Source organism: Streptomyces sp. B1866 (assembly GCF_031932565.1).
Classification (GTDB): Bacteria; Actinomycetota; Actinomycetes; order Streptomycetales; family Streptomycetaceae; genus Streptomyces.
The window spans coordinates 16,265-40,194 of record NZ_JAVSCF010000008.1 but is presented as its reverse complement, the minus strand read 5'-3'; the positions used below and the strand labels follow the sequence as shown (position 1 = coordinate 40,194).

Here is a 23,930-nt window from a genome sequence, read left to right as displayed (position 1 = left end):
CGGCCTCCTTACTCGGACGCGGCAGACAGCCGCGCGTACAGATCGGGGTCGGACTGGTGCAGCGCGACGCGCTCGGCGTAGCCCATGCGCGCGAACTGCTCGGCCGTCGGCGGCGCCGGGGCGCCTGCGGTGAAGTCGGCGCCAGCGCGGGCGGGGCCGACGGGGGCGCCTTCGGCGCGCAGGTGAGGGCTCGCCTCGACGGCGGCCTTGATGACGTCGGCGAGCTTGTCGCTGAACCCGGTGTCGTCGGGGTCGAGGGCGGCGAGCTGCTTCTCGACCGTGCGGGAGTCCAGCAGGCGGGCCGGGTCGGCGCCGGCGCCGTGCGCGGCCTGGTGCGCGGCCAACTCCACGCGCAGGCGGCGGGCTTCGGCCTGCGCCTGGTCGCGCTCGGCGGTCGCCTGCGCGGCGAGCGCGGCCGGGTCCTGCTCGGCCGCCGCGCCGTTGGGGTCCAGCACGCGGCGCAGGCCGGCGAGCAGCTCGTCGCGCTCGGCCCGGGCCTGCTGCGCGGCCTGCTCGGCGGCGGTGGCGCGCTGCTCGGCGGCCGGGTCGACGGCCGGTACCGCCGGCGCGGCCGTCGCTGCGCCTGGCGGTGTGGCGGGCGGCGTCGGTGCGGCAGGCGCCGCGGGGGCCGTCGGCGCGGTGCTCGGGGTTGCGGACGGGGCGTTGGACGGGGCGGTGGGCGTCGCGGGGCTCGGGGTGTCGGGCATGGGTGGTCGTGCCTTCCGTGACCGTGTCGGGGCATGAAAAAGGGCCCGCCGACCGGCGGACCCTGGGAGAGAAGAAGGGGCGGGGCTACGTGGCGGCCTCGCCCGGGAGCGGGCGGCCCTTGGCGTATCCGCGGACCCACGCGCTACGGCGCAGATCGCCGGACGGGTACGGGCAGTCGGTGACCGGTCGGCGGGCGAGGCCGGCGTCGCGGCCGGCGTTCAGCGCGCGCAGCAGCTCCACGCGGGTCATAGCGCCTCCTCACAGTCGGTTCTGCCGGTCGTCGCGCGCCTTGCGGGCGGTGTCCGCCGCGGCGCTGCGCCGGCCGGTGATCTGCTCGGTGTACTCGTTCAGCGTAGTACGCGGGTGATCGGCCCACCAGCGTTTCAGCTCCTCCGACGCGCGGGCGTAGGCGATGTGCGCCGGCCCGGTGAACAGGCTGATCGGGTCGACGCCGGCGGCCTCGGCCTGGCGGGACAGCAGCACGCCGCGCAGCGCGTCCTCGGCTTCGAGCCACTGCGCATACACGTGCTCGCGGTACATCTCCCGTATCTGCTCGCGGGTGTACGCACCGCGGGCCGCTGCCGCTTCCGCCTCGCGTTCGGCGATCCAGCGCTCGGTGGCGGACAGGCCGGCGTACGGGTCGTCGGGCCCGTCGAGCGCCAGGTGCCCCCAGTCGTCCGGATCGCCGGCCGGGGCGAGCAGCTCCTCGACCGCGGCCCGGTCGGAGAGCTGCCCGGCGACGGTGTGCGCCCCGCGCCCCGGCGGCGTCTGGGCCGTCGGCGGGTACCGGGCGTCGAACTCGGCGGCGATCCGCTCGGCGTCCTCGCGGGTGGCGTAGCGCAACGCCCACCCGAGCACGTCGTCGCCGACCTGATCCAGGTCGGGCCGCAGCCGGCCGGCGGGGAAGGTCTCGGCGAGCAACTGCCGGCGGTCGGCCTCGGCCGCGAGCGCATCAAGTTCGCCGGCGTCCGCGTGGCGGGCCCGCTCGGCGAACTGGGCGTCCGACAAGCCGATCAGGTCCCGGCGGGCCCCGGGCAGGCCGGCGTCGAGGTCCCGCCGGTCCATCTCGGCCATGACCCGCAGCACGTCGTCGTCCCCCAGGTGCGGCACCGCGCGGGCGAGTTCGTCGTCGCTGTACGGGGTGAGGTCGCCCACCAGCCGGCCGCCGGGCCGGATGCGGTCGAGCACCGCCTGCTCGTCACGCCGCTCGACCTCGGCAGCGATACGGCCGAGGTCCCGGTCATCCAAAACGCCCGGGCGGATGGCGGCGCCGAGCTGCTCGTCGGTCATCTCCCGCAGCGTGCCGTCGTCGCCGGCGCGCACGCGGGCGGCCTGCACGACGTCGGACGGCGGCGTCGGGGCCGGCGTGGGCAGGTTCGAGGCGCCGGGCTGCTCACGGTGGCGCAGACGGCGCAGGTCCGGGTGTGCGGCGAGGTGGTCGCGCATGGCGCCCTGCCACTGGCGCACCTTGGCCTCGGCCGCGCGCTTGCCTTCGGGCGTGACGGCCGCTGCGGCCCGGCTCTTGTACTTCCTGATGTGCCGCTCGATCTCGCGCTGCCGCTGACCGGCCCTGTAGCCGGCCGGGTCCGCCGCGGCGTCCCCGGTGCGGGTGATGCCCGGAGCGTAGGCCGACACGCTGTGCCGGCAATTCGGGTGCTGCAACCCTGCCCGGCGGGCTTCGTCCAGCGATCCGGCGACGTGCACACGGACCATGCGCCCGTCCTCGGTCGCGTGCTCGACATCGACCAGCCGGGGCCCGTCCGGGCCGCCGATGGACAACACGGCCCGTTCCCACGGCCGGCACAGCGGGCACTCGCGCGGGGAGTTGGACACGACGACCAGGTCGACGCCGGCGGCGGCGAGCGTGGTCATGTGCGCCTCGGTCGCCGCGCGGCCCACGCTGGTGCGTACGGCCATCTCGGCGTACGCGGTCAGGGACCAACGTCGGCCGGAACGGTCCCGGAACGAGGACACGCCCCGGTCGGCGAACCGGGTCATGGCCTGCTGCGTGGCCTGCCGGCGCGTCTCGACACCCAGCAGCGGGGCCGCGGTCACCTCGGCGACGACCTGCCGGTAACCGTCCTCTACCGCCCGCAGAATCCCGCGGTGCGTGGCGGTGACCGTCTGGACGGTCTCGGCGGCGAGGCGGTCGACGGCGCCGGCCTGCGGGGTGTGCTCGGCCACGGTGCGCCGCTCGTCGTCCCTCAGCACGCCGAGTTCGGCCAAGGCGGAGTGCCGGCCGGACTCATACGCCTCGGCGACGACGCGCCGCACCTCCGGGCCGACCTGCTCGGCCAGGGTGTCAAGCAGGGCCTCGGCCGCGCGGCGCAACGGGGCCAGGGCAGCGAGCTTGGCAACCGCCCACCCCGGCGCCTCTAGGCCGGCGGCAAGCTGCCGCGCCACCACAGCGAGCAGGCGCTGCTCGACGTCGGCGTACAGGTCGGACGTCGTGGCGGCGAGGTACTCGACCTGGTCGGGGGACACGGGCATGTGAAGGTTCCCTTTCCCCCCGGATGGATGAAATTCATTGCGAAATGGTTCGCGTCTGCCTGGAGCGTCTAGAGATAATTTTTGAAATTATCGTCGCGCGTAGGTGAGAGTGCGCTCGTGTCTCCTTTTCGGCGTAAGCCTGTCTATGTGGAAGTTTGTTGGTGTCGGCATGTCAAGTTCCTTGGGTTCCGACAGTCCAAGCGCAGCCAGCGAGAAGAGGTCGTGAGCGGCTGGGGTGAGCCGTTGTTCATCGGATCGAGGATGGGGTCAAAAGATGTAGAGGCATGGGTACCTGTGGAGGTGCTTCCAGAAAGTAAGTGGTCGCCGCAGGGGTATGCTCCTGGTCGGCGACATGTGCCAGAGCGGCTTGATTTGTGTATCGGTAGGGCTCGGGATTGGGCGGATAGGATTCCTGTAGAAATTTCCAAAGTGAATCGCCTGATTCGTCGATTCAATGTGTTCGGGGCTGCGCTGAGCGCCGTGGCGGGGGCTTTCAGCATTTCGCAAATCACTCGTTCCCCCGAGGTTTGGTGGCAAATCGTAAGCGCTGTGGCGGCAATTTCAGGCGCAATTTCTATCGCTGTGCCGTCGACTTTGGGATTGCGTGAGCGTGGCGAACAGCTCGTTGTTCTCGCCGGGGAATATTCTCGGCTTCTCGGTCGACTTTTGGATGCGCGCACAACTATTTTGTTGGGCGCGGAACCCGAGTCGCTGAATTCTCTGTATTCGGAATATGATAATTTGAAAACTAGGCGAGAGCCGTTGGGGATCGCGCGGGAAAAATAAAATCAATTCGTCGCGGTGAGTGGGAAAGTCCCGACCGGGTCCGGCGCGGCCTGCCCGGTCTCGGCGTGGATGCGCGCAACTTCCTCGGCAACTGCGGCGTTGTCCCAAGCGGGGTGAAGGATGCGTACCTTCGTGTCCGTGCTGAGGGCCTGTGCCTGCGCGAGCAGGGACAGGGTTTGCGCGGTGCTGGCGGGGTCCTCGGCGACACCGTCGCCGATGTCGACCGTCGGCCGTTCCGGCGTGATGCGGCTGCCGAACTGCGCCTGGTCGATGGCGAGCAGGACGTACAGGATGTCAGCGACACCGCGGCGCCAGTACCGCGCCTTCTTCCCTCGGGTCACCATCGACCGGTGGTCACGCGCGGCGATCTCCGTTGCGGTGACCGCTGCTCCGTCTCCGTCGAGTCCGACGGACGCAGGGGAGTAGCCGGCCGCGGCCGTGGCCTGCCGCACGATCGCCTCAGCCGTCGCTCGGTGCTCCTCGACGCGGATGGCGAACTGGGACAGGGTGATGCCCGCGGCACCCTGTTCGGTGGGCGGGATGGCGAGCGTCTGCCAGACCTCCCGGTCGTCGTCGAACTCCGCGCCGCGGCCGGGTCCGTTGTTGCGCAGGTACCCGTCGGGCACGATCAGCCGCGCCCGGGCGAGGCGGACGTCGCGCAGCCATGACGTCCACGTCTCGTCGAGCGCGTCGAGCAGGTCGTGCATCCCCTGTAGGTCACTGCGGCCCCACGGGGCGCCGCGGTGCCGCCGGTTGGGCGCGATGTTCGGCACGTACACCGCGGTCAATAGGTCGACCCCGGTCTCGATGCTGTCGCCCTCGGGCCCGAGAGAGTTGGCGAGAACGGCCGTGTCCGGATGTTCGGCGAGCGGGACGCGTCGGCCGAGCTGGTCGTCGGTGCCCTCGTACAGACCGTGCAGGATGCGGCCCCGTTCATGCCGCTCCAGGTGGCGCCATACCGTCGACGTCGTCGAGGGCAGGACCCGCCAGAACGTCACAGCCTGCATGATCCCGAACGACCACTCGGGTACCGCCTGGTCGGGGTGCACGGCGGTGAGTAGCGGCCGGTCGGGGGCCGCTGCCTTGTCCCACGTCACCCGCAGGAACACCCCCGACAGGGCGGCGGCGGTCTCTGCGGCGGCGAGCAGCAGCTCGGGCACGCCCCCGGCGTCGAGCAGCTCGCCGAGGCGGTCCTGCGTCGCAGTGTCCGCCACGGTGACGACGGGGGTATCGGCGAACAGCAGGTCGGCGGACGTCTGGGCGATCTCGCCGGCGAGCGGGATGTGCAGCCGGTGCTCGCGCCGGTGAGGGTGGCGCTGCTGACGGCCCCACAGGCGCCGGCGGCCGTCGTGCCGGTGCTGCGGAGCGTGCCGGTAGACCTCGGCGAGCCGCTTGGGATCGCCGCTGTACCACGCATCGTCGACCTTGATGTCGGCGTAGAGCGGGACGACGCTCCGGGGCGGCCAAGCGGTGCCGTTGTCGGGCAGGGGCACGTCGCTACCTCCGATCCGGATGCGTCAGGCGACATGGGGCAGGCGCACCGATGACAATGTCACGATTAGGCAACGGGCTTGCTGTTGAGGTGAGGCGAGTGGGTCGCATCTGCCACGCTGTTTTCGCAGCTTCACTTCACGACACCAAGGGCTGGCACCCCAAGCACCGTGCAGCCTTCTGTGAGGCTCGGAGCGAGAGCGTTGTTCGCTTCTGCTCTGCATCGTATAAGCGCCAGTGGTACGGCGCTGTAAACGAGATTCAGCGGTGCTTAGGGTGACGCTTCTCGGTTCTGGCCACTTGAAGGTGGCCGGGCCGAGTCTGCCCGTCAACCGGCCCGGCCTCTCCGCAGAGAAGGAAGCCGGTGTATATGGAAACGGTTGGTTGGGCCACAGTAATCGTGGGGTGTCTTGGGGGCTGCGCTTTGGTCGTTGGCTATGTCCTGGATTTGATCCCGGCGTTGGCCGTGAAAGCGATAGAAGCAATCTGATCCCTTCGTCAGATACGCGCTGCCTGGCGCGGGACGGACTAGCGGGAGGAATTCAGATGATCGGCTCGGGGGAGTCGATCGTTCAGCGGCTCCCCCGATGTGGTGAGCAGGTGGCGCCACTCGTGCGCGGTGGAGTGCACGACGTAGCGCAAGGCGTCGAGGGAGTGGTCGGCGTTCTTGGTGGGCCGGTCTTCCCCCTTGGCTGTCGCGGCCGGGTCCCAGGAGTACCCGGGGACCTCGTCGAGCAGGTCGGCGCACGACTCGTGCACGTACAGCAAGCCGCCGGCAAGAGCGGACGCCACCGACCGGATACCGCCCCGCACGTCGTTGTCAGCCCGTGTGACGCCGGGGTGCCCGTCGGTCCAAAGCTGGGTGATGAGACTGGCGGCCGACGGGTCGATGAACGTCCATTCCGGCTCGACCTGGTGCCGACCTAGCCACGACCGGACGGCCGCGCTGTACTGCGCGTCGGTCATCTGCCGGTGCGCGAGGCGGGAGTCGTGGCGCCACTCCGAGACGGCGTACAGTCGGCCGTCTTCGCCGAGGCCGAGCAGGACCGCGGCGAAGGGGTTGGTCGTGCCGTAGTCGATGCCGAGCCAGTAGCGGCGCATCGTGGGCAGGGCGGCGACGACGTGCCGCTGCTCGTCCCACATGTCGTAAACGGCGCCCTCGGCGACGACCCACGCGCCGTCGATCATGCGTCGGCGCCATAGGCCGACGTACTCGGCGGACAGGTCGGCGAGGTACTGCGGCGTCAGGCTGGGGTTGTCGGTGAGGCGGAAGTGCCACGCGCGCAGGTTCAGCTCGTGCGTCCGGTCGAGGTACCCGACCTTCGCCCAGTGGCGGGGCGAGTCCGGGTTCGTGGTGCCCAGCAGCCGTGCCCCGGGCACGGACAGCCGGGCGAGGAGTTGCGCGAAGAACGCTTCGGGCAGCAGCGTGATTTCGTCGACGTAGGCCAGTGCGGCGGTCAGGCCACGTAGTCGGCCCTCGGCTCGCGCGTCGCTGGCGCCGATCAGGTGCACCGTGTGCCCGAGCACGGTTGCCGTGGTGGCGCCGCGGGTGTGGCGGACCTCGGAGGCCACGGCCCCGAAGAGAGCCGGGTCCTGCAACGGTTCGATGATGTTGCGTTCGATGGTCTGCAAGCTGCGTCCGCAGATCAGAATCAGCCCGGAGGCGGGCGCGCGGCGGATGCCGAGCAGCAGCGCGACCAACGATGCGATCGTCTTTCCGGACCTGACGGAGCCGTGCCAGATCGAGATCCGGGCGCGGGCCGATTCGCGAATGGACCGCAGTTGTTTGTCGGACAGGGGGGCTGACGTGGGCCGTCACCCCCCGTCGCCGTCACCTCCGTCCGGTCCGATCAGGACGTCGGCGAGCTTGTCGAGCAGCGATCCGCCCGTACTCGCCCGGCCATTGGCGCGGGCGAGTTCGGCGATCCGGGCGTGCACGTCCGCCAGGGCGCGGGCGGCGGTGGCGTGGTCGCGGGCATCCCGCGCGGTCTCGGCTCCGCCGGCGCGGGCGACTTGGCCGAGGGCACCGTCGAGGGCCTCATCGGCGAGCAGCTCGCGCCGCGCGGCGGCGTCGGCGCGGCGGGCCTCGGTGGCGGCGGCGACGCGGGCACCCCCGGAGAAGACCAGCCCCTCCTCGCGAGCGATCTTTGACACGGTCGAGGCGCTGCGTCCTATGGCACGGGCGATCTCGTTACGACTCTTCCCGTCGGCGTGTAGTCGCCGCACCCCTTGGCGATCGCGCTCAGAGATCGAAGCAGCTATCGGCCCGTCTCCTCAACTCGCGAGTAAGGGCTGAGACGACCACAATACAGGCGTGGATTTCATCGATCTCGCCGTCAAGGTTGGCACTGGCGCCTTGGGCGGCGCCGCCGCTTCGTTGTTCTTGGCTGGCTACGTAGCTCAGCGTCAGGAACTAGGGAAGCAGCGAGCGGCGGACCTTGATGCGCTTCGTTCATATACGGCTCAGCGGCTTTCGTACTTGGCGTTGCACTGGCATCGCTACTCGATAAAGAGAGATTATCCTCAGCAATTCTTGAATGACAGTGGTTGCAATTCCATGGCCGTCGAGTTGGTCAGGCTATCTTTGCGGCTTCCCCTCCGAAGACGGCGACGTATCCGGCAACATCTCATCGCGATCTTCGGCGAGTTGACAACGGCCTGTGCGGAAGAGTTCGCCATGACTACGGAGTTTGACGGCACCCACGCTTTTATCGAGAAATCGAGGGGAACCGCTTGGCGTATGATCCCGCCTGACTCCTGGCTGGGCGCGCAGTTGAGCGCCATGAAACGACTTGGCGACGTGGGCGGTGGAACTCTCCGCGCGTTCGCCGAATCGTTGCATGACAAGGCGAAGTATGACGCGGTGCGGCGTGATTTCGAGGCTCTGCTTAGAACCGTCGGAGGGCGGCCCAACTTCACAGAGAGAACGCGCCGCAGCAACGCGTGAAGGGAGGTGAAGGCCGCCTCACCGGAACCGCGAAAGGGGCGTCTGGGCACGCCGGAGGTGCCATCTACGGTAGGTCACGGAAAGGTAACGGCGCAAGGGTGTTGGGGGCGCGCGGTGAAGAGGGCGCCCTGCTGGGCGTCCGCGGCCATGCCGGCGAGGGTGAGCTGCTGGCCGCCCTGGGGCGACACCACCCGGCCGCGCGCCATGTGCCCGGCTCGGCGGGCAGCGGGTCGGCGGCAAGTGCGGTGCCGCGCCCGTCGGCGCCCCCGGCCGCGCAGAAGGCGGCCGAGGGCGACCAGCGGACAGCCTGAGAAACCGTCACCCTGCGGGTGCCGTGCGCTCCAGCGCCGCCACCAGGACGGGCAGCGCGGCCCACGTCCACACCCGCAGGCCGTGCTCGTCGAGAGCCACCGGCGCGGGGCAGCGCGGTCCGGTGCCGCACGTGATCGCCGGGGCCCCGTCCGGCGGGGTGTGCAGGGTGAGTTCGCCGCCGCACCAGGGGCACGGGCGGTCGGGGATCGGGGTGGTGCGCTGGCCGATGCCGAGTTCGCGCAGCAGCCGGGCCGCGCAGGTGCGGGCGGTGCGCCGGGCCTCGTACAGCAGGTACGCCGGCAGCGGGACGAACGGCGGGGCGGCGAGCGTGCCGTCCGGGCGCGGTTCGGGTTCGGTGTCCTCGGCGAGCACCCGCCCCTCGATGTACAGGGCGGCCCAGTGCACGCCGTGCGCGCGGCTGCCGGGGTCGGTCTCGCTGCGGTAGGTCCAGCGGCGCGGGTCGCCGGGGGCGAGGTGCTGCTGTGCCTCGGCGGCGACGATGTCGGCGAGGTCGAACAGGTCGCGTTCGATGGTGAGGCCGGTGTCCAGTGCGCCGAGGTTCAGCGGGGCCGGGTGCTGGCGCAGGACCAGGGGCGCGCGCTCCTCGGCGGCGGGCGGCTCGTCGGTGGCGGGGTTCAGGGTGTGCGCGAGCTGGCGGGGCGGCCAGGTGTCGGCGGGCGGCGGGGTCTCGATGGCGAGCAGCAGATCGCCCCAGTGCTGGCGGACGGTGCGCAGCGCGGCGGCGGTCTCGTGGACGGCGGCGGGGGGACGGGTCACCGGCACCGCCCCGGGACGGGCGTACGGGCTCCGACGTGGTGGCGGCCGCTGATGGGTCCCGTGCGGCAGCGGCACGTACCCTCCGGGTGGCCGGCGGCGCCTGCCGGGCCCGGCGCGCCGTCGTCGGCGGGGTGCTGCCGGCGTTCGTCGAGTTGCCGCTGTAGCCGGTCGCGGTCGGCCTCGGTCTCGATGATGGCCTGCTCGGCGGCGTCGATGCGGCGCAGCAGCCGACGGGCCGCGGCCTGCTGTCCGACCGCGCCGCGCCGGGCCTTGTCGCCCTCGGCGAGTTCGGCCTCGACGTGCTCGCGCAGCGCGGCGGCGTCGGCGGTCCTGAGGGTGCCGCGGTCGGCGAGGTCCAGCAGAGCCGCGAGGGATGCGCGGCGGGCGGCGCGCGTCTGCTGGGCTGCGGACGGGCGGGGGTGGCGGTCGCGTCGGGAGTGGTGCGGGGTGTTCACGCGGCGCCTCCGGTGACATCGAGTGCGGTCGGGCTGATCGGGCCGGGGTCGGCGGCTTCGGCGAGCCGGTCGAGTGCGGTCTGGTGGTGTACGGGGTCGAGTTCGCATCCGGCGGCGTGCCGTCCTTCGAGGGCGGCGGCGAGCAGGGTGGTCCCGGCGCCGGCGAACGGGTCGAGGACCAGGGCCCCGGGCTCGACGACGCGGACCACCGACCGCAGCAGGTCGAGCGGTTTCTGGGTGAGGTGCCGGCGGCGGTGCGCCCCGGGGTCGGTGGCGCGGGGTGCGCGGGCGACGTAGTAGCCGGGGAGGCAGGGGCCGGCGAACGGGCGCGGGCCGTTGGTGCCCCAGACGAGGAACTCGGCGTTCTGGGTGAAGCGGCCGAGTTGCGGGCGCGCGTCCGGCTTGATCCACGGCACGATGCCGCGCCATACCCACCCGCCGGCCTGGAGGGCGTCGCTGGCGGCGGGGAGTTGGCGCCAGTCGGTGAACATCGCGAGCACGCCGCCGGGCTGGACGACGCGGGCGGCCTCGCCGAGCCACAGCGCCATCCAGTAGCCCCACGAACGGGGGTCGCGGTTGTCGCCGGTGAAGTCGGGCAGGTGGTGGTGGCTCTTGAGTCCGCTGTACTTGCGGCGCGTGCTGGCGTTGCGGTCGGAGCGGAGCATGCCGCCGGAGCTGTACGGCGGGTCGGTGATGACGGCGGCCGCCGTCGCGGTGCCGAGCGAGGTGAGCCAGGCGAGGGCGTCGCCGCGGTGCAGCGCGGGCTGCGGGGCGTCGGTCATCGGGCCGTGCCTGCCTTCCGTACGGGGGCGCGTCGCGGGCGGCGGGTCAGCAGCCGGGCGGCGAGGCGCCGGGCCGAGCGCGCCTCGCGCGCGCGAGGCGCGACCGGTCGCGCGGGCGGGGTGAGGGTGAGGTGCCATCCGTCGGCGGTGAGGTGGTCGGCGAGGGTGGCGGCGGTGCGGGCGGCGAGGTGGGGCGGGAGGCCGAGGGTGTCGGTGAGGTGGGCGGCGAGCGCGGCGCGTGCCGCGGGCGGGATCATCGGTGGTCGCCTCCGGTGGTGTGGCGGGCGCGGACCGGGCGGGGTGCGGGCGGTCGGCGCATCAGGCGGGCGAGGTCGTCGTGCCGGGCCTCGGCGTGCTCGGTGAGGACGCGGTCGACGAACGCGGCGGTGTCGGCGTCGAGTCGGGCGTCGACGCGGGCGCGGTGCTCGGCGGCGGCTCGGTGGCGGGCGGGGCCGTCGACGGTGGCCAGGGTGTGCCAGGTGCCGCCGCGATGGCGGGCGATGACGACGTGCGCGCCGTTGTCGGCCCATTGCCGGGCTTTGCGGCGTACCTGGCGGCGGTCGGCGTTGTGCCACACCAAGGGGCGGGCGGTGCCGGGCCAGGTGGCGGTTGCGCGGTAGTCGGCGGTGTTGCGGGTGGTCTCGGTGGCGTGGTGGTGGCGTCGGCGGCTCACTCGGCGGTCTCCTGGTCGGCGCGGGTGGCCGCGTCGACGCGGCAGGGGTGCGGGGTGGCGCGGGTGCCGCGGCCCTTGCCGTGGCGGCGGTAGCCGGTTCGGCACGGCTCGTCGGTCTGGGCGCCGCACCAGGTGCACGGGTGGTCGAGCGGGTCGGGCTGTCCGTCGGACCGCGCGGCGTCGCGGGCGGCCCGTACGGGGCGGAAGGGGGCGAGCTGCCGGGCGGCGTGCTCGGGCAGCGCGCGGCGGGGGCGGCCGTCGGCGGAAGAGAGCAGGGCGGCGACGCGCTGCTGCCCGGCGGGGTCGAGGGCCGGGCGGTACTGCACGGGCGGCGTGTGGCCGGTGGCGACGGCGGCGCGGGTGGCCAGGAGTTCGGCGCGCCACGCGGCGGGGTCGTCGGGGTCGGCGTCCGGTAGCGGGTCGGTGTGCCGGTTCATCAATTCGGCCCGGTACGGCGCCCACGTGGCGAGGACGTCGTGTGGCTCGATGGCGCGGTACTGCGCGCTGCGGTTGCCGCCGTGCTGCTCGTAGTAGCGGCGTACGGCGTGCGCGACGTCCCATCCGACTTCGGGACGGGTGGCGGGGAGGTCGGCGAGGGCGCCCGTCCATTCCTCGATGGTGCGGGCGGCTTGCCGGGGGTCGGCCAGGGTGCGGCGTATCCGGCTGTCGAGGCGGCCGGCGTACGCCAGCAGCGCGGCGATTTCGCGGTCGATCATCAGGCGGAGCCCTTCTGCGCGGAGAGGAGGGCGAGGCCGGCGGCGAGGTTGTCGGCGTAGGCGTCCGCGGCCGCCGGCCGGGCCGGGGCGGCGGCCGCGGGCCGGGCTGCGGGAGAGCGGTCGAGGTCGGCCCACACGCGCAGCCAGTAGCGGGCCGGTTTCGGCGGCGCGCCGGGCACGGAGCGGTGGGCGGCGAGGTCGACCAGGGCGGCGGCGCCGTGCCGTCGTAGGAGCTGCCCGAGGTCGTGCTGCTCGCCGAGGCCGAGCGTCCATCGGACCTCGACGCCGGCGGCGGCGAGCGCCTCGGCCAGGTGCCGCAGCGCGCCGACGGCGGCCGGGGATGGCGGCGTGCTCGCGCGCGGCTGCTGTTCTGCTTGGTGCTTGCGTTCAGATGCGTTCTGGGGTCCGAAATCCGGACCGGTGGGGGTCCGGTGCCCGTACCCCTCGGGTCCGGAATCCGCACCCCCCGGGGTACGGTCCTCGGACCGGTCCGGATTCTGTACCGGTCCGGGGTCCGGACCCGCGAAACGGGCATCTTCGGACGCTGGCCGGGTGTGCCCGACGGCGTGCGGAAGGCGGTAGCAGGTCTCCCCCCGCGGGCCTTTCACCCCGTCGACGATGGCGAGTTCACCGGAGGCGAGCAGCTTGTCGACGGCGGCGACGACGGTGGAGCGGGCGGCGCGGGAGCGCTGGACGAGCATGGCGGTACCGGCGTAGGCGGTGCAGGCCGGGCCCGTGCACCGGTCGGCGATGGCCAGCAGCACCGTACGGGCTACCCCCTTGGACTCCGACCGGGTCCATACCCAGTCCATGGCATCTAGGGTCATGGCGCCGCTCCCGCGGCCACGGCCCAGGACTCATGGACGTTCACGCCATGCCCCCGTCGGTAGCGCCGGGGCCGGTGGCCTCGGCGTGCTCGGTCGGCTGCTCGGCGACGACCTCGCCCTCGACGTATGCGGGTACCGCGTCGATCCCGTCCGGGCCGGTGTCGCGCCGTACGCTCTCGTCGTGCGCGACCGCGCGGGCGAGTTCCGCGGACTTCGGCAGCAGCTTGAACAACTGCCGGACGCAGGTCTTGCGGGCCATGGCGTCGTAGTCGGTGGTCCACGGGCCGCGGTCCTTGGCCTTGGACCTCTGCCGGATGCGTTCGACTTCGCCGCCGCTGAGCACGACGAACGCGCTTCCGCCGTTGGTCATCCGGGCGACCGCGTAGTACTCGGTCGGCTGTCCCCGGTCGCCGCGGGCCGGCCGGTGCCGCAGTACGGGGGCGAGCCCGTACTCGAAGTCGAAGTCGTCGTTCTCGTAGACGGTGTGGGCGTCGAGTCCGGCGGCGAGCGGGTGCTGCCAGAACAGCCGGACCATGCCCTGGTAGCCGATGACGAGCTGGACCTCGTAGGCGCCGAGCTGCTTGTTCCAGAACGGCAGCAGGTACGCCTCCCCGCTGACTCCGCCCGGTTCCAGGCCGAGCTGGGCGCAGGTCATCAAGGCCCCGCCGAAACTCTCCTGCGTGCACTCGGCGAGGTGTTCGACGCGCCGTAGCTCCGTCAGCGCGATACGGGCTATGCGCTCCGGGCTGGCGACGTGGGAGGGCAGGGCGCGGGCGATTTCCCCGCGCATGGAGTGCACGAACGCCACCAGCGGCGGCGGCGTTCCGCGGTCGGCGCGGTGGCCGACGTTGGCGGTCTGGGCGCGCTTGGCGACGCGCGCGGCGAGGTTGGTGCTCAACGGGCGGACTCCTTCGCGGCGGGGACCAGCAGACGGCGGGCCCTGTTTGTGGCAACTGAAACGGGCTCCACTCCGACATCGAAGTTGGCGCCATCAGGTGTTCGAGCGACGCGCGCGGCCGATCGGCAGGTCACAGACAAAGACGCAGCTAGAGGCGGCCGTCTCGCACTCAGGCCCGTTGCTGGCTCTCCGTCGGAGGTGGGGCCAGAACGGATGTCGATCAGGCCCAAAGTGGGGCCAACTGAACTTGCCGAGAACAGGGCCCGGAAGGCGCGATAGCGGGCGGGGTGCTCGGCGGCCAGGCGGGCGGTGTCGAGCACGTCGGCCGGGCGGGTGTACTGGGCGGCGAGCCCGGGACAGGCGGCGGAGAAACGTTTCGGCGAGAAGGGGCCGTTCTGCTTCCACGTGTAGGCGACATCACCGCGCACCGTGACGACTTCGGCCCGGCCGGCGATGGCCTTGAGGCGGTTGTCGACCTCGCGCAGCGCGTCCGCGGTGCGCTCCTGGCGCTGCTTCAGCTCGCGGTGCCGCTCCAGCAGCGGCAGCACCTCGCGCGGGTCGGCGACCGTCACCGAGCCGGGCGCGACGTCGTAGAGGTGGGCGAGTAGGTCGGCGGTGGCCGCCGAGCCGTCGACCGGAGGCGGCGCGCGGTCGACGACGCGCTGCCAGAACGCGCCGACGATCTGCACCAGGTGCTCGATCAGGCCCTCGTCGCGCTCGACGCGGTGAACGATCAGCCGGTTGCCGCCGAGCAGCGCGGCGACGTGGGCGTGACCGTAGCCGGTCACGGCGAGGTACCAGTGGGTTTGCAGCGCCGGGCCGTCCGGCACGCCGAGCAGCCACTCGTCGAGCTGGTACGCGGACCGGGTCTTGATCTCCAGCAGTGACGCGGGTAAAAACGCGGACGGTTCCGCGACAAGGCGGTCGACGGTGGCGAGCATCCACCGGCGGTCGACGTGCGCCAGCATCCCCGGGCCGTCGACCACGCGCAGACCGGTGCGCTCGGCGAACACCCGGGCGATCACCGGCTCGTGCGCCAGACCCCAGAACGCCGCCTCGTCCAACTCAGGCGAGCGCGGGCGGCCGGGCAGGTCGCCGACCTTGTCGAGGTAGACCTCAAGGGGCGAGACGTGCTCGTCCATGCCGAGTACCGCGGCGACATCGGAACCGCCCACGCCCGTGCGGCGGGCGGCGAGCCACCGCTCGCGCTCCACACCCGGGGCGGTGACGACGACGCCGGCAGGGGTGACGGCCGCCGGCCGTTCCGGCGCGGCCGTCACTGCGGGCGCCCCACGTACCGGGCGTACACCCGGTGTTCGGCGACGCCGGCCTCGGTGACCGTCCGGGCGACGGCCTCGAACGAGCCGGCCGGGGCGTACGCGGCCAGCTTCGCGGTGCGTATCGCCTGCGCAGCCGACGCCGCGCGGCTGTTGGTCTCCGTGCGCTGGACGACCCCCCACTCGCCGGGGCGTGCCTTCAAATCCTGCGCGTTGCGGTCGTGCTTGGTGTTCTTGCCCGCAGGCGGCGGGCCGATGAACTCGACGCTCATGTGACTCACTCCCCGTACTTCGGACATGCTCGTCCCGCTGCCAATCCGGGCGCACCGGCTCGGGCGCGCGGGTGGACACTTCGCCCCCTTGTCTCTGTAAACGGACAGATACAGTCATCGCGCGTAGCGTGTAAGGGACTTGTGAGGCCCCTGTCTGCTTCCGGTGATGGCGGTAACGGTAGGTGGCTTGAACTGGGCCGTCAACGAACTTCGGCCGCGTGCCGCGCACGTCGCCGACTGGTTCAATGAGCGCGTTCCCGTAACGCGACAGGGACGGAGATGGGACATGTGGGAATCCGGCACCCCGTTCGGCGACCTGGTGCGGGAAGCGGTCGCAGAGAGCACGTACCGGGAACTAGCTGGAAAGGCGATCGATCCGAGGACCGGTTACCGGACGTCGCATCAAACCCTGTGGAAGATCGCACACGACGAGCCGGTCAAGATCAACCCGCCATTGGTCCGCGCCGTCGCCGCCGCGGTCCGCAAGCCGGAGCACCTCGCGCAGATCGCGGCGGCGCAGCAGTACGTCGGCCTGGTCGCCGGTGACCCGCTGGGCGCGAGCACGCCCGAAGCTGCTGTCGTCGTGGCGCACGTGCCCGGAATAAAGCCGGAGCATATGCCGTTGGTGCATGATCTGTTGAAGAGGTGGGCCTCGGGTGATGCCCCCGAGGCGGAGGCGGAACGGGTCGATCCCCCAGGGGGGTGACGTTGGGTGCCTGTTCGTGTACTCTCGGTGTTGTCCTTGTATCGAACAGGCATTCGGGCGTGCCGTGCCATGTGCCGAGGGGGCGCCACTTGATCACCGTTAGACGAACCCGACTCGACGACGGAGCGTTCGTTGCCCTGCGTTCGACGGCCGATGACTTAAGGATCGTCATAGACGACCGGCACATCACCCCGGCCGGCGCGACCGCTCTCGAACGGGCGTTGAACGGCCTTGCCCCCGGCCGCGGCCGCCGGCAGACCCAGAAGCCCGACCCGGGCAAGCGCCACGACTGAGCCAGTGAGCGACCAGGGCCGCGCGGCGGACGCCGCGCGGCCCCTTTCGCTGATGCTGCACAGTCGCCGACGTACGGCGAGTGGCCCGTGAAACATGCCTGCTGGTGCAGGTCAGGAGCGGTGCCGTGTGAGCCCGGTGTGAGCCCGGACGCCTATGGACGGATCGTCATGGGCTGTGATCGCCGGGCAGCCGCACCTGTGCTGACCTGCGTATGTGTCACGGGTCATCATTGATCGTCATCATCTGACACGCTCTCATCTGGACTTTTAATCCATTGGTTCAGGGTTCGAGCCCCTGACGGCCCACCGGATCGGCCCCAGGTCAGAGCGTTTTCGGCCTGGGGCCGATGGTGTTCGACGGCGGTTCAGGATCGCCGGCTCGCCCGATGCTGGGCCGAAGTGCAGGCAATCACGGTGTTAGGCCCGGGCCCAGGCGGCCGGGGCCGAGCGTTCGCCTTTGGCGCTGGTCCGGCCCTGGTGGCGGGGCAGTGGTCGGCGGACGGCTGCCTCCTCGGCGTCGCCGCCGATTTCCGGCCAGGGCCTTTACTTCGCCGCCCGTGCCACCAGGGACGCCAGGCGCTGTGCCAGGGCCTCGTCCAGGGGCGCGTGGTCCAGCAGCAGGCGGTACCACAGCACGCCGTAGACCACGTCGACGAGCAGGTCGAGGTCGGCGTCGGGGGCGACCTCGCCGCGGGTCGCGGCTCGGTCGAGGATGCCGCGGAGGGCGGCGCGGCGGCTGAGGAGGAAGCGGTCGCGGAAGGCCGTGCCGAAGGCCGGGTCGAGCACGGCCTGGGCCATGAGGCCGACGAGGACCGGGCGCTGGCCGCGCTGGCGGAAGGTGGCGGACAGGAAGGCGGACAGGTCGGCGTCCAGGGAGCCCTCGTCCGGGACGGCGACCTTCTCGGTGGCCATGTCGAGCATCGCGTCCAGCACCACGTCGGCCTTCGAGGGCCACCAGCGGTAGATCGTCTGCTTGCCGGCGCCCGCGCGCGCGGCGCTGCCCGGGACGGTCGGCCTCGCCGCCGTGAACGGCGCGCTGGAGCGGATCGTCCCGCCGCTGGCCGCCGAGCTGGGGCCGGTGCGGGTGAACGCCGTCTCGCCGGGGGTGGTGGACACCGCCTGGTGGTCGTTCCTGCCGGAGGACCAGCGGCGGGCGCAGTTCGCGGCCGCCGCGGACGGCGTGCCGGTCAGGCGGATCGGGCAGCCCGGCGACGTGGCCGAGGCCGTCCGCTACCTGGTCTCGGCGCCGTACGTCACCGGCACGATCCTGCCCGTCGACGGCGGGCTCACCGTCTCCTGAGGTCCTCCGGGCCCCGCCGCCGCCCGCCGTCTCCGGCCCCGTCCGCCGGTCTGCCAGGACCGTCCGCTCCGTACGCGCGGGACGGCGGCCGGGGCCCGGCGCGGTCCGGCCGCAGGCCCGGTGCCAGGGCCGCCGTGACCGCGACCGAGGCCGCCGCCAGCACCGCCATCGCCGTCGACGGCGAGGTGAGCTGCGCGACCGCGCCCGCCAGCGCCGCGCTCACGCCCTGCCAGGCGAGCATGCCCGAGGAGTGCAACCCGAGGGCGTGCCCGCTCAGGTCGGGCGGGGTCAGGGCCATCAGCCGCTCCTGGAGCAGCAGGCTCGCCGCGTACCCGACCGAGGCCACCGCGGCCGCCGCCACCGCGAGCGGCAGCGGCGGGCGCACGGCGAACAGCAGGTACGGCACGGCGAGCAGCAGGCGCAGCGGGGCGCCGAGCCGTTCCCGCCACCCGGGCGGTACGAACCGGCCGGTCAGCGTGTCCCCGGCCAGCATGCCGAGCGCGGCGGCCGCGAACAGCAGGCCCGCGCGGGACGGCGCGTACGGGACGAAGAGGGACTCGCAGCCGACGATCAGCCCGTTGGGCACCCACAGGGCGAGGTAGACGCGGCGGCGGGCCGGGGCGGACCACAGGAGCGCGTTGGTCCGCCAGGTCTCGGCGACCGACGGCCGGCCCGTCGCGCGCGGCGGCCGCCGGGCCAGGCCCAGCCGGGCGATCGCGCCCGCCGCGCCGTACAGGGCGGCGCCCGCGAGCAGCGCGCCGCGCGGTGACAGGGCGGCCACCAGGACGCCGCCGAGCGCGTACCCGCAGATCTGCGTCGTGCCCACGGCCATGTTCAGCACCGAGCGGCCCAGCAGGTAACCCTCCCGCGCCAGAACCTCGTTGAGCAGCCCGTAGCGCACGCCGCCGGCCACCGAGGCGGCCGTCCCCAGGCCCAGCAGCAGCGCGAAGCACGCCCACACGGGCAGCCCCGGGACGGCCTGGGCGGCGGTGCCCGCGCAGAACAGCCAGGCCACGGCCGCCAGCGCGGCGCGCGGCGGCAGCCGGTCGGCGGCCGACAGCAGCGTCAGCGCCCCGGCCACCTGCGCGAGGGCGGGCCCGAACATGGCGAGCGCGGACAGCAGCGGCGAGCCGGTGGCCTCGTACACCAGGGTGCTCAGCGCGAGCCCGCTGACCGTCTGACCGGCCACCTGCACCGTGGATGTCCAGAAAAGGGGTTTGAACTCCGGTGCACGGAAGAGTTCGCGATACGTGCGCATGCCCCAAGGCTCGGGAGAACGCGCCCTGGACCGTTACTGTTTCGCGGGGAGGCGAAACATGGGCTGGTGGCAGGTCAACGCCGACACCCTCGCCGAGAGCCGGTTCGTGCCCTCCGCCCTCGCCGAGACCACCGCGAGCCTGATGGTCCTGCACCGGGGCGAGGCCGCGCACCCGGGCGAGCGCGCCTGGCTCGCCGCGCACCTGCCCGCCTACCGGGAGCGGCTGGCCGCCGACCCGCTCACCGCACTGCTGGTACGGGCCGCCCTCGGGCGCCGCTGGATCGCCGACTTCCTCACCCCGACGCCCACCGGCGAGGCCGGGCCGGGGGACGGCGAGGCCGCGTTCGAGGAGGAGCTGGCCCGGCTGCGCGCGACGCCGCCGGACACCGCCCGCGCGGACCTGACCGTGTCGCTGCGCGGCCCGCTGCCCGCCCGCCTGGACCGCTCCGACCTGCCCGCGCGCGCCGCCGACCTGCTGGCGTGGGTGTGGCGGGAGACCGTACGGCCCACCTGGCCGCGGCGCCGCCGGATCGTGGAGGCCGACATCGTCGCGCGGACCCGGCAGGTGGGCCAGGGCGGGTGGGCGGCGGCGCTGGAGGGCATGCGGCCGGGGCTGCGCTGGCTGGGCGGCAGCCGCCTCCAGATCAACGCGTACGACAACCCGCCGCGCGAGATCTCCGGCGCTCGGCTGCTGTTCGTCCCCGTCACGCCGAAGGCCGGGTGGGTGTCGTGGGACCTGTCCGCCGCCGAGGGGGCCGGGGAGTCCGGCGGTCCGGCTCGGGCGGGCGCGGGTGGTGTAACTGGCAGGGCCAGCGGCGGCACCAGGCCCGGTCCGGTCGGCGCGGCCGGGGGCCCGGAGCGCTCCCGGCACCGGTACGCCGTGGTGTACCCCTGCGCGGGCCAACTCGCCGACCCGGAGCGGACGGCGGCGCCCGAGCCGCTGGGCAGGCTGCTCGGCCCCGCGCGGGCGGCCGTCCTCGTCCTGCTGGACGCCCCGAAGAGCACGACGCAGCTCGTGGCGCTCACCGGGCAGGGCCTCGGCTCCGTGGGCCGCCACCTGAAGGTCCTCCTCGACGCCGGGCTGGTGCTGCGGCGGCGGGCCGGGCGGTCGGTGCTGTACTACCGGACGGCCGTCGGCGACGCGCTGGTACGGGCCCAGGGCGAGCCCGCGGGGCGGCGCGGCGGGCTTTCGGCAAAGCACCGGGAAAAGACTTCGGAATAAGGCTCTTCGAGGTCTTTCCCCGGTAGGGTGAAGGCGCATGAACCCCGTGGTGCCCGCAGGGACCCCGCAGCGGAATGGGGACCGGACCGGCGAACACCCGTACCAGGCGGCGGACTCGGTGCTCGCCGCCCGCGTCGCCGCGCGCTTTCCACGGCTGCGTTACATGGGATCGAAGCACCGGCTGCTTCCCCGACTCGCCGAGGTCTTCGCGGACATCTTCGCAGACGCGCGCGGCGTACGCGGCGTACCCGGCGCGCGCGGCGTACGGGACCAGCGGGACGTGCGGGACGGACCCGCCCAGCGGGATGGAGAGGCCGGGCGGAACGGATCCGGGAAAACCGCCCTCGACGCGTTCAGCGGCAGTGGAGTGGTCTCCTACCTGCTGAAGTCCATGGGCTGCGCCGTCACCTCGAACGACTTCCTGAATTTCCCGTCCGTGATCGCCCGGGCGGCCGTGGTCAACCACGACCAGGCGCTCACCCCCGAAGACGTGGAGGCCATCACCGGGCCGGCCGCCGACGACCGCGACTTCATCCAGTCCACGTTCGACGGCCTGTACTTCACCGGCGAGGACCGCGCCTTCCTGGACGCCGCCTGGTCGCACATCGACCGCATGCGCGGCGCCAAGCGGGACCTGGCCATCGCCGCCCTCGTGCTGTCGGCCGCGCGCAAGCAGCCGCGCGGCGTCTTCACCGTCACCGGCCTGCGCTACGACGACGGCCGCCCCGACCTGCGGCTGCCGCTGCGCGACCACTTCCGGCGGCGCGCCGCCGAATACAGCCGCGCGGTCTTCGACAGCGGGCAGCCGTGCGCCGCGCTGACCGGCGAGGTCTTCGACATCCCGTCCGGCGGACACGACGTGGTGTACCTCGACCCGCCGTACGCGCCGCCCCGCGACGACAACTGCTACGTCAAGCGCTACCACTTCCTGGAAGGGCTTTCCGTCTACTGGCGGGGCCAGGAGATCATGGAGAACACGAAAACCAAGAAGCTGGCGAAGAAGCCCACTCCCTTCTCCTCAAAAAAGACCGTCGTGGACGCTCTCGCGCGTACCTTCGACACATTCTCCGAGTCGGTCATCGTCCTCTCCTATTCCTCCAACGCGGTTCCCGACGCGGACACGGTGAAAGGTCTGCTGTCCGAGGTGAAGGAGGACGTGCGCATGATTTCGGTGGATCATACGTATTCTTTCGGCACGCACCCGGCCGCGGCGCGCCGGGCGGCGCGCGAGTTCATCTTCGTCGGCCGGTAGCGCCCGCGGGCCGTTCGCTCGGGCCGCTGGTCGCGTCGTCCGTCGGGTCGTCGGCCGGGTCGTCGGCCGGGTCGTCGGTCGGACACTGCCGGGGCTGCCGTCTGCGCCGCCGCGGGCGGTCACCGGGACGGCGCAGTCCGGCCAGCCGCGCGGGCCGCCGCGGCCGGATACTGGCGGTCGGGCGGCCGTACGCCCGGTCCCCGCCCGGCAGCCGGACCCGCCCGGGAGGGGTCCCGGCGGCCTCCGACGACCCTGTAACCCCGACAGCCCCTGTGACCCCGAGGGCCGCCCCGATGCCCCGAGGCCCCGATGCCCCCGCAACCGGGCTGATGCCCGCAGGCCCCGGCAGGCCCGGACACCGGACGACCGGACGACGACCCGAACAGCCCGAACAGCCCGAACAGCCCGAACAGCCCGAAGGCCCGGAGCCGCCGGCCGGTGGCCCGACAGCCCGTAGCCCGCCCCCAGAGCCCCCGCGCCCAGCCCGCAGGTGCCACGTCCCAAGGATCCCCAGGAGGCGTCCCATGCCGCTGAAGCACCGCCAGGACCTCGGACTGCTCGCCCTGCGCGCGAGCACCGGAGGGGTCCTCTTCGCCCACGGCGCCCAGAAGCTCTTCGGCTGGTTCGGCGGCCACGGCCTGGCGGCCACCGGTCAGGCCATGGAGCAGATGGGTTTCGTGCCGGGCCGGACGAGCGCGCTCGCGGCGGGGCTCGGCGAGGCGGGCGGCGGCGCGCTGCTCGCGGCCGGGCTCGCGACGCCCGCCGCCGGGGCCGCCGCCGCGGGCGCGATGGCCGCGGCGGTGGCCGTGCAGGCCCCGGCCGGGTTCTTCAACATGGAGGGCGGCTTCGAGTTCCCGGCGTTCCTCGGCGCGGTCGCGGCCGGGCTGGGCCTGGCCGGTCCCGGCCGCCTCTCCCTCGACCACCTCACCGGGCACCGGCTCGACCGGCCCTGGGTGGTGGCCCTCGGGTTCGCGGCGAGCACCGCGGCGTGCGCCGTCGTCCTGCGCTGCCGGGCCGCGACGCTACGGGCCGGGTCGTCGGAAGAGGGCGAAAGGCCGGACGGAGGCGGCCCGGCCGGGGACGGGAGCGGCGACGGCTGAGGCGTCCGGTCAGGCCGGTGAGTGATACATCCGCGCCTTCCGGCGCAGGAGTGAGATAACGACGGAACAGACCGGCGATCGCTTATCCGAAATCCCCACGCCGACCGTGTTCGCGCCGCTACGGTAAGTGCGCGGAGGTCGTCAGGGAAAGCGCGGCGAGTCGATGGCCGGGAGGAGAGAGGCATGGAGCGCTTACGGGCGGGCGGCACGCCGGCCGAGTACGTGGACGGGCTGCTGGCCCGCGCGCAGAACGGGTTCGAGATCGACGAGGCGGTGCGCACACGGCTGCACCGCGCCCTGATGTACCAGTCCGACCTGCGCTCCTGCCGACAGGACAACGAACCGCCCGGCCCGGCGGGCTACAGCACCTACCGGCACGTCTTCCTCCTGCCGGACGGCAGCAGCCGCACGCTGTGGGAGCTGGAGCACGTCCCGGCGCCCGGGGCCCGCCCCCTGTACGAGCTGTACACCGACGAGGAGGCCCTGGTCGTCGCCGAGTGCCGCGCGCAGGAGCGGATCGACGGCGGACGGCCGGAGGACGGGGCGGAGCGGGCGCGTCCGGCGGGTCGGCCGGGAGGCCTGGCCGGGGAGGCGGAGCGGTGGGACATCGGCGCGCTGCTGCTGCCGGAGCAGTTCCCGCCCACCTTCGCGCCCTCGGCGTCCCCGCGCGCCCTCAGGCGCGCGTACATGTACGTGGCCGACGACTCGGCCGACCACGCCCGCCGGGTGCTGCGCCGCGCCGAGAACCCCGACCGCCCGGGCGAGGACACCGAGCGGCTGCTCGCGACGGCCTTCGCGCACGACATCGTGCTGGCGACGAAGCCGCGCCGCCGCTCGGAGCACTCGGACGCGACCTGGTGCCGCTTCTACGAGCACGCGTTCCTCCTCGCCGGAGGGGACGAGATCGTGCTGTGGGAGCTGGAGCACAACCTGACCAGCGACGGGCGGCTGGTGTGCGAGGTCTACCTGGACGAGGCGGCGGCGGAGCTGGCGGCGGACCGGCACGCCCGCGCGCTGGGCGTCGACCTGTGACCGCGGCCTGAGCGAGCCTCGAACACCCCTTGAGCGTGGCCGGACCCCACCCCGGGCACAGTCGGCCGAACGGGCGCTCGGACTGACCGGGTGTGACCGCCGCCGAGCGTCCGGCCCGGCGGCCCGGGAGGCGGCCGCGCGGTCTGGGCGGGATTCCGCGCGCGGGCCCGCCTGTAGGCTGCCCGCCCACCCGCGCGTCCGTACGCGGCGCACCCGTACAGCGCAGGCGGCACGGCGCATACGGCACGTACGGCCGCGCCGCCGGCCGCCGGGCCGCCCCGGACCACGAGCGCCCGCCCCTCACCCGCCGCCCGTATCCGCTCGCGTGGGACACGGAGCGTATGCGGTCAAGGTCC

28 protein-coding genes are annotated in these 23,930 nt (G+C 73.0%); 10 read left to right on the top strand and 18 right to left on the bottom strand.

All coding sequences use genetic code 11. The annotated features are described in order from the left end of the window. Positions 1–8: 8 nt before the first annotated feature. From RKE29_RS02795 to RKE29_RS02785, 3 genes are all read right to left on the bottom strand, one after another. The gene (locus RKE29_RS02795) at positions 9–707 is read right to left on the bottom strand and encodes a hypothetical protein (protein WP_312003382.1); all 699 of its coding nucleotides are present in this window, start codon (positions 705–707) and stop codon (positions 9–11) included. A gap of 85 nt (positions 708–792) precedes the next feature. Then, positions 793–957 carry an Rmf/CrpP fold protein gene (locus RKE29_RS02790; protein WP_312003381.1) on the bottom strand — a complete coding sequence of 55 codons (165 nt, stop codon included), beginning with the start codon at positions 955–957 and terminating at the stop codon, positions 793–795. Positions 958–966: 9 nt separating this feature from the next. Further along, entirely contained in the window at positions 967–3,198 is a 2,232-nt protein-coding gene (locus RKE29_RS02785) for a phage minor capsid protein (RefSeq protein ID WP_312003380.1), read from the bottom strand. A 222-nt stretch (positions 3,199–3,420) separates the two neighbouring features. Here RKE29_RS02785 and RKE29_RS02780 point away from each other — a divergent pair, with 222 nt between their 5' ends. Further along, entirely contained in the window at positions 3,421–3,984 is a 564-nt protein-coding gene (locus tag RKE29_RS02780) for a hypothetical protein (RefSeq protein WP_312003379.1), read from the top strand. Positions 3,985–3,986: 2 nt separating this feature from the next. Here RKE29_RS02780 and RKE29_RS02775 read toward each other — a convergent pair whose 3' ends face one another. The 3 genes from RKE29_RS02775 to RKE29_RS02765 all read right to left on the bottom strand — a co-directional run bounded on the left by RKE29_RS02775 (position 3,987) and on the right by RKE29_RS02765 (position 7,725). Then, positions 3,987–5,477: a phage portal protein gene (locus RKE29_RS02775; RefSeq protein WP_312003378.1), complete on the bottom strand. Its 1,491-nt coding sequence runs from the start codon at positions 5,475–5,477 to the stop codon at positions 3,987–3,989. Between the two features lie 526 nt (positions 5,478–6,003). Continuing rightward, on the bottom strand, positions 6,004–7,272 hold the full coding sequence (locus tag RKE29_RS02770) for a terminase family protein (protein WP_312003416.1): 1,269 nt from the start codon (positions 7,270–7,272) through the stop codon (positions 6,004–6,006). Between the two features lie 18 nt (positions 7,273–7,290). Then, positions 7,291–7,725, bottom strand: coding sequence for a helix-turn-helix domain-containing protein (locus tag RKE29_RS02765; RefSeq protein WP_312003415.1), 435 nt, complete (start codon positions 7,723–7,725; stop codon positions 7,291–7,293). Between the two features lie 64 nt (positions 7,726–7,789). Here RKE29_RS02765 and RKE29_RS02760 point away from each other — a divergent pair, with 64 nt between their 5' ends. Both RKE29_RS02760 and RKE29_RS02755 read left to right on the top strand, forming a co-directional pair. Beyond that, positions 7,790–8,422 carry a hypothetical protein gene (locus tag RKE29_RS02760; RefSeq protein ID WP_312003377.1) on the top strand — a complete coding sequence of 211 codons (633 nt, stop codon included), beginning with the start codon at positions 7,790–7,792 and terminating at the stop codon, positions 8,420–8,422. A gap of 98 nt (positions 8,423–8,520) precedes the next feature. After that, positions 8,521–8,733 (top strand): hypothetical protein, encoded by a 213-nt coding sequence (locus RKE29_RS02755; RefSeq protein ID WP_312003376.1) that lies wholly within the window; start codon positions 8,521–8,523, stop codon positions 8,731–8,733. Positions 8,734–8,740: 7 nt separating this feature from the next. Here RKE29_RS02755 and RKE29_RS02750 read toward each other — a convergent pair whose 3' ends face one another. The 10 genes from RKE29_RS02750 to RKE29_RS02705 are packed head-to-tail and all read right to left on the bottom strand — an operon-like array spanning position 8,741 to position 15,411. Then, positions 8,741–9,511, bottom strand: a complete 771-nt coding sequence (locus RKE29_RS02750; protein WP_312003375.1) for a hypothetical protein — start codon at positions 9,509–9,511, stop codon at positions 8,741–8,743. Continuing rightward, the gene (locus RKE29_RS02745; RefSeq protein WP_312003374.1) at positions 9,508–9,966 is read right to left on the bottom strand and encodes a hypothetical protein; all 459 of its coding nucleotides are present in this window, start codon (positions 9,964–9,966) and stop codon (positions 9,508–9,510) included. Before RKE29_RS02745 ends, RKE29_RS02750 begins: the two co-directional genes overlap by 4 nt. Beyond that, the gene (locus RKE29_RS02740; protein ID WP_312003373.1) at positions 9,963–10,748 is read right to left on the bottom strand and encodes a DNA methyltransferase; all 786 of its coding nucleotides are present in this window, start codon (positions 10,746–10,748) and stop codon (positions 9,963–9,965) included. Before RKE29_RS02740 ends, RKE29_RS02745 begins: the two co-directional genes overlap by 4 nt. Beyond that, positions 10,745–11,005: a hypothetical protein gene (locus RKE29_RS02735; RefSeq protein WP_312003372.1), complete on the bottom strand. Its 261-nt coding sequence runs from the start codon at positions 11,003–11,005 to the stop codon at positions 10,745–10,747. The genes RKE29_RS02740 and RKE29_RS02735 overlap by 4 nt, the downstream gene beginning before the upstream one ends. Then, positions 11,002–11,421 carry a hypothetical protein gene (locus RKE29_RS02730; protein WP_312003371.1) on the bottom strand — a complete coding sequence of 140 codons (420 nt, stop codon included), beginning with the start codon at positions 11,419–11,421 and terminating at the stop codon, positions 11,002–11,004. The genes RKE29_RS02735 and RKE29_RS02730 overlap by 4 nt, the downstream gene beginning before the upstream one ends. Further along, positions 11,418–12,137, bottom strand: coding sequence for a hypothetical protein (locus tag RKE29_RS02725; protein ID WP_312003370.1), 720 nt, complete (start codon positions 12,135–12,137; stop codon positions 11,418–11,420). Before RKE29_RS02725 ends, RKE29_RS02730 begins: the two co-directional genes overlap by 4 nt. Then, entirely contained in the window at positions 12,137–12,964 is an 828-nt protein-coding gene (locus RKE29_RS02720; protein WP_312003369.1) for a hypothetical protein, read from the bottom strand. The genes RKE29_RS02725 and RKE29_RS02720 overlap by 1 nt, the downstream gene beginning before the upstream one ends. A gap of 40 nt (positions 12,965–13,004) precedes the next feature. Further along, positions 13,005–13,862, bottom strand: a complete 858-nt coding sequence (locus RKE29_RS02715) for a recombinase RecT (protein WP_312003368.1) — start codon at positions 13,860–13,862, stop codon at positions 13,005–13,007. After that, positions 13,859–15,142: a lambda-exonuclease family protein gene (locus RKE29_RS02710; protein ID WP_312003367.1), complete on the bottom strand. Its 1,284-nt coding sequence runs from the start codon at positions 15,140–15,142 to the stop codon at positions 13,859–13,861. Before RKE29_RS02710 ends, RKE29_RS02715 begins: the two co-directional genes overlap by 4 nt. Then, the gene (locus tag RKE29_RS02705; RefSeq protein WP_312003366.1) at positions 15,139–15,411 is read right to left on the bottom strand and encodes a hypothetical protein; all 273 of its coding nucleotides are present in this window, start codon (positions 15,409–15,411) and stop codon (positions 15,139–15,141) included. Before RKE29_RS02705 ends, RKE29_RS02710 begins: the two co-directional genes overlap by 4 nt. A 286-nt stretch (positions 15,412–15,697) precedes the next feature. Between RKE29_RS02705 and RKE29_RS02700 the strand changes: the two genes are divergently transcribed. Both RKE29_RS02700 and RKE29_RS02695 read left to right on the top strand, forming a co-directional pair. Further along, on the top strand, positions 15,698–16,117 hold the full coding sequence (locus tag RKE29_RS02700; protein ID WP_312003365.1) for a hypothetical protein: 420 nt from the start codon (positions 15,698–15,700) through the stop codon (positions 16,115–16,117). Positions 16,118–16,206: 89 nt separating this feature from the next. Beyond that, positions 16,207–16,410: a hypothetical protein gene (locus RKE29_RS02695; protein ID WP_312003364.1), complete on the top strand. Its 204-nt coding sequence runs from the start codon at positions 16,207–16,209 to the stop codon at positions 16,408–16,410. A 543-nt stretch (positions 16,411–16,953) separates the two neighbouring features. Here RKE29_RS02695 and RKE29_RS02690 read toward each other — a convergent pair. Continuing rightward, the gene (locus tag RKE29_RS02690) at positions 16,954–17,526 is read right to left on the bottom strand and encodes a TetR-like C-terminal domain-containing protein (RefSeq protein ID WP_312003363.1); all 573 of its coding nucleotides are present in this window, start codon (positions 17,524–17,526) and stop codon (positions 16,954–16,956) included. Between RKE29_RS02690 and RKE29_RS02685 the strand changes: the two genes are divergently transcribed. Then, positions 17,435–17,710, top strand: a complete 276-nt coding sequence (locus tag RKE29_RS02685; RefSeq protein ID WP_312003362.1) for an SDR family oxidoreductase — start codon at positions 17,435–17,437, stop codon at positions 17,708–17,710. The genes RKE29_RS02690 and RKE29_RS02685 overlap by 92 nt on opposite strands. Here RKE29_RS02685 and RKE29_RS02680 read toward each other — a convergent pair. Next, the gene (locus RKE29_RS02680) at positions 17,697–18,968 is read right to left on the bottom strand and encodes an MFS transporter (RefSeq protein ID WP_312003361.1); all 1,272 of its coding nucleotides are present in this window, start codon (positions 18,966–18,968) and stop codon (positions 17,697–17,699) included. The two genes, RKE29_RS02685 and RKE29_RS02680, sit on opposite strands and share 14 nt — an antisense overlap. Before the next feature lie 58 nt (positions 18,969–19,026). Here RKE29_RS02680 and RKE29_RS02675 point away from each other — a divergent pair, with 58 nt between their 5' ends. The 4 genes from RKE29_RS02675 to RKE29_RS02660 all read left to right on the top strand — a co-directional run bounded on the left by RKE29_RS02675 (position 19,027) and on the right by RKE29_RS02660 (position 23,574). Next, complete coding sequence (locus tag RKE29_RS02675) at positions 19,027–20,190, top strand: winged helix-turn-helix domain-containing protein (RefSeq protein WP_312003360.1); 1,164 nt, start codon at positions 19,027–19,029, stop codon at positions 20,188–20,190. Between the two features lie 37 nt (positions 20,191–20,227). Beyond that, positions 20,228–21,442 carry a DNA adenine methylase gene (locus RKE29_RS02670; RefSeq protein ID WP_312003359.1) on the top strand — a complete coding sequence of 405 codons (1,215 nt, stop codon included), beginning with the start codon at positions 20,228–20,230 and terminating at the stop codon, positions 21,440–21,442. 524 nt (positions 21,443–21,966) lie between these two features. Then, positions 21,967–22,542: a DoxX family membrane protein gene (locus tag RKE29_RS02665; protein WP_312003358.1), complete on the top strand. Its 576-nt coding sequence runs from the start codon at positions 21,967–21,969 to the stop codon at positions 22,540–22,542. Positions 22,543–22,725: 183 nt separating this feature from the next. Continuing rightward, entirely contained in the window at positions 22,726–23,574 is an 849-nt protein-coding gene (locus RKE29_RS02660; RefSeq protein ID WP_312003357.1) for a DUF6227 family protein, read from the top strand. Positions 23,575–23,930: the final 356 nt, after the last annotated feature.

Excerpts from the sequence above, each read along its gene's own strand:
- RKE29_RS02795 (WP_312003382.1), bottom strand. The coding sequence starts at position 707 with ATGCCCGACACCCCGAGCCCCGCGACGCCCACCGCCCCGTCCAACGCC.
- RKE29_RS02790 (WP_312003381.1), bottom strand. The coding sequence starts at position 957 with ATGACCCGCGTGGAGCTGCTGCGCGCGCTGAACGCCGGCCGCGACGCC.
- RKE29_RS02785 (WP_312003380.1), bottom strand. The coding sequence starts at position 3,198 with ATGCCCGTGTCCCCCGACCAGGTCGAGTACCTCGCCGCCACGACGTCC.
- RKE29_RS02740 (WP_312003373.1), bottom strand. The coding sequence starts at position 10,748 with ATGACCGACGCCCCGCAGCCCGCGCTGCACCGCGGCGACGCCCTCGCC.
- RKE29_RS02735 (WP_312003372.1), bottom strand. The coding sequence starts at position 11,005 with ATGATCCCGCCCGCGGCACGCGCCGCGCTCGCCGCCCACCTCACCGAC.
- RKE29_RS02725 (WP_312003370.1), bottom strand. The coding sequence starts at position 12,137 with ATGATCGACCGCGAAATCGCCGCGCTGCTGGCGTACGCCGGCCGCCTC.
- RKE29_RS02720 (WP_312003369.1), bottom strand. The coding sequence starts at position 12,964 with ATGACCCTAGATGCCATGGACTGGGTATGGACCCGGTCGGAGTCCAAG.
- RKE29_RS02705 (WP_312003366.1), bottom strand. The coding sequence starts at position 15,411 with ATGAGCGTCGAGTTCATCGGCCCGCCGCCTGCGGGCAAGAACACCAAG.
- RKE29_RS02700 (WP_312003365.1), top strand. The coding sequence starts at position 15,698 with ATGTGGGAATCCGGCACCCCGTTCGGCGACCTGGTGCGGGAAGCGGTC.
- RKE29_RS02680 (WP_312003361.1), bottom strand. The coding sequence starts at position 18,968 with ATGCGCACGTATCGCGAACTCTTCCGTGCACCGGAGTTCAAACCCCTT.
- RKE29_RS02675 (WP_312003360.1), top strand. The coding sequence starts at position 19,027 with ATGGGCTGGTGGCAGGTCAACGCCGACACCCTCGCCGAGAGCCGGTTC.
- RKE29_RS02670 (WP_312003359.1), top strand. The coding sequence starts at position 20,228 with ATGAACCCCGTGGTGCCCGCAGGGACCCCGCAGCGGAATGGGGACCGG.
- RKE29_RS02665 (WP_312003358.1), top strand. The coding sequence starts at position 21,967 with ATGCCGCTGAAGCACCGCCAGGACCTCGGACTGCTCGCCCTGCGCGCG.
- RKE29_RS02660 (WP_312003357.1), top strand. The coding sequence starts at position 22,726 with ATGGAGCGCTTACGGGCGGGCGGCACGCCGGCCGAGTACGTGGACGGG.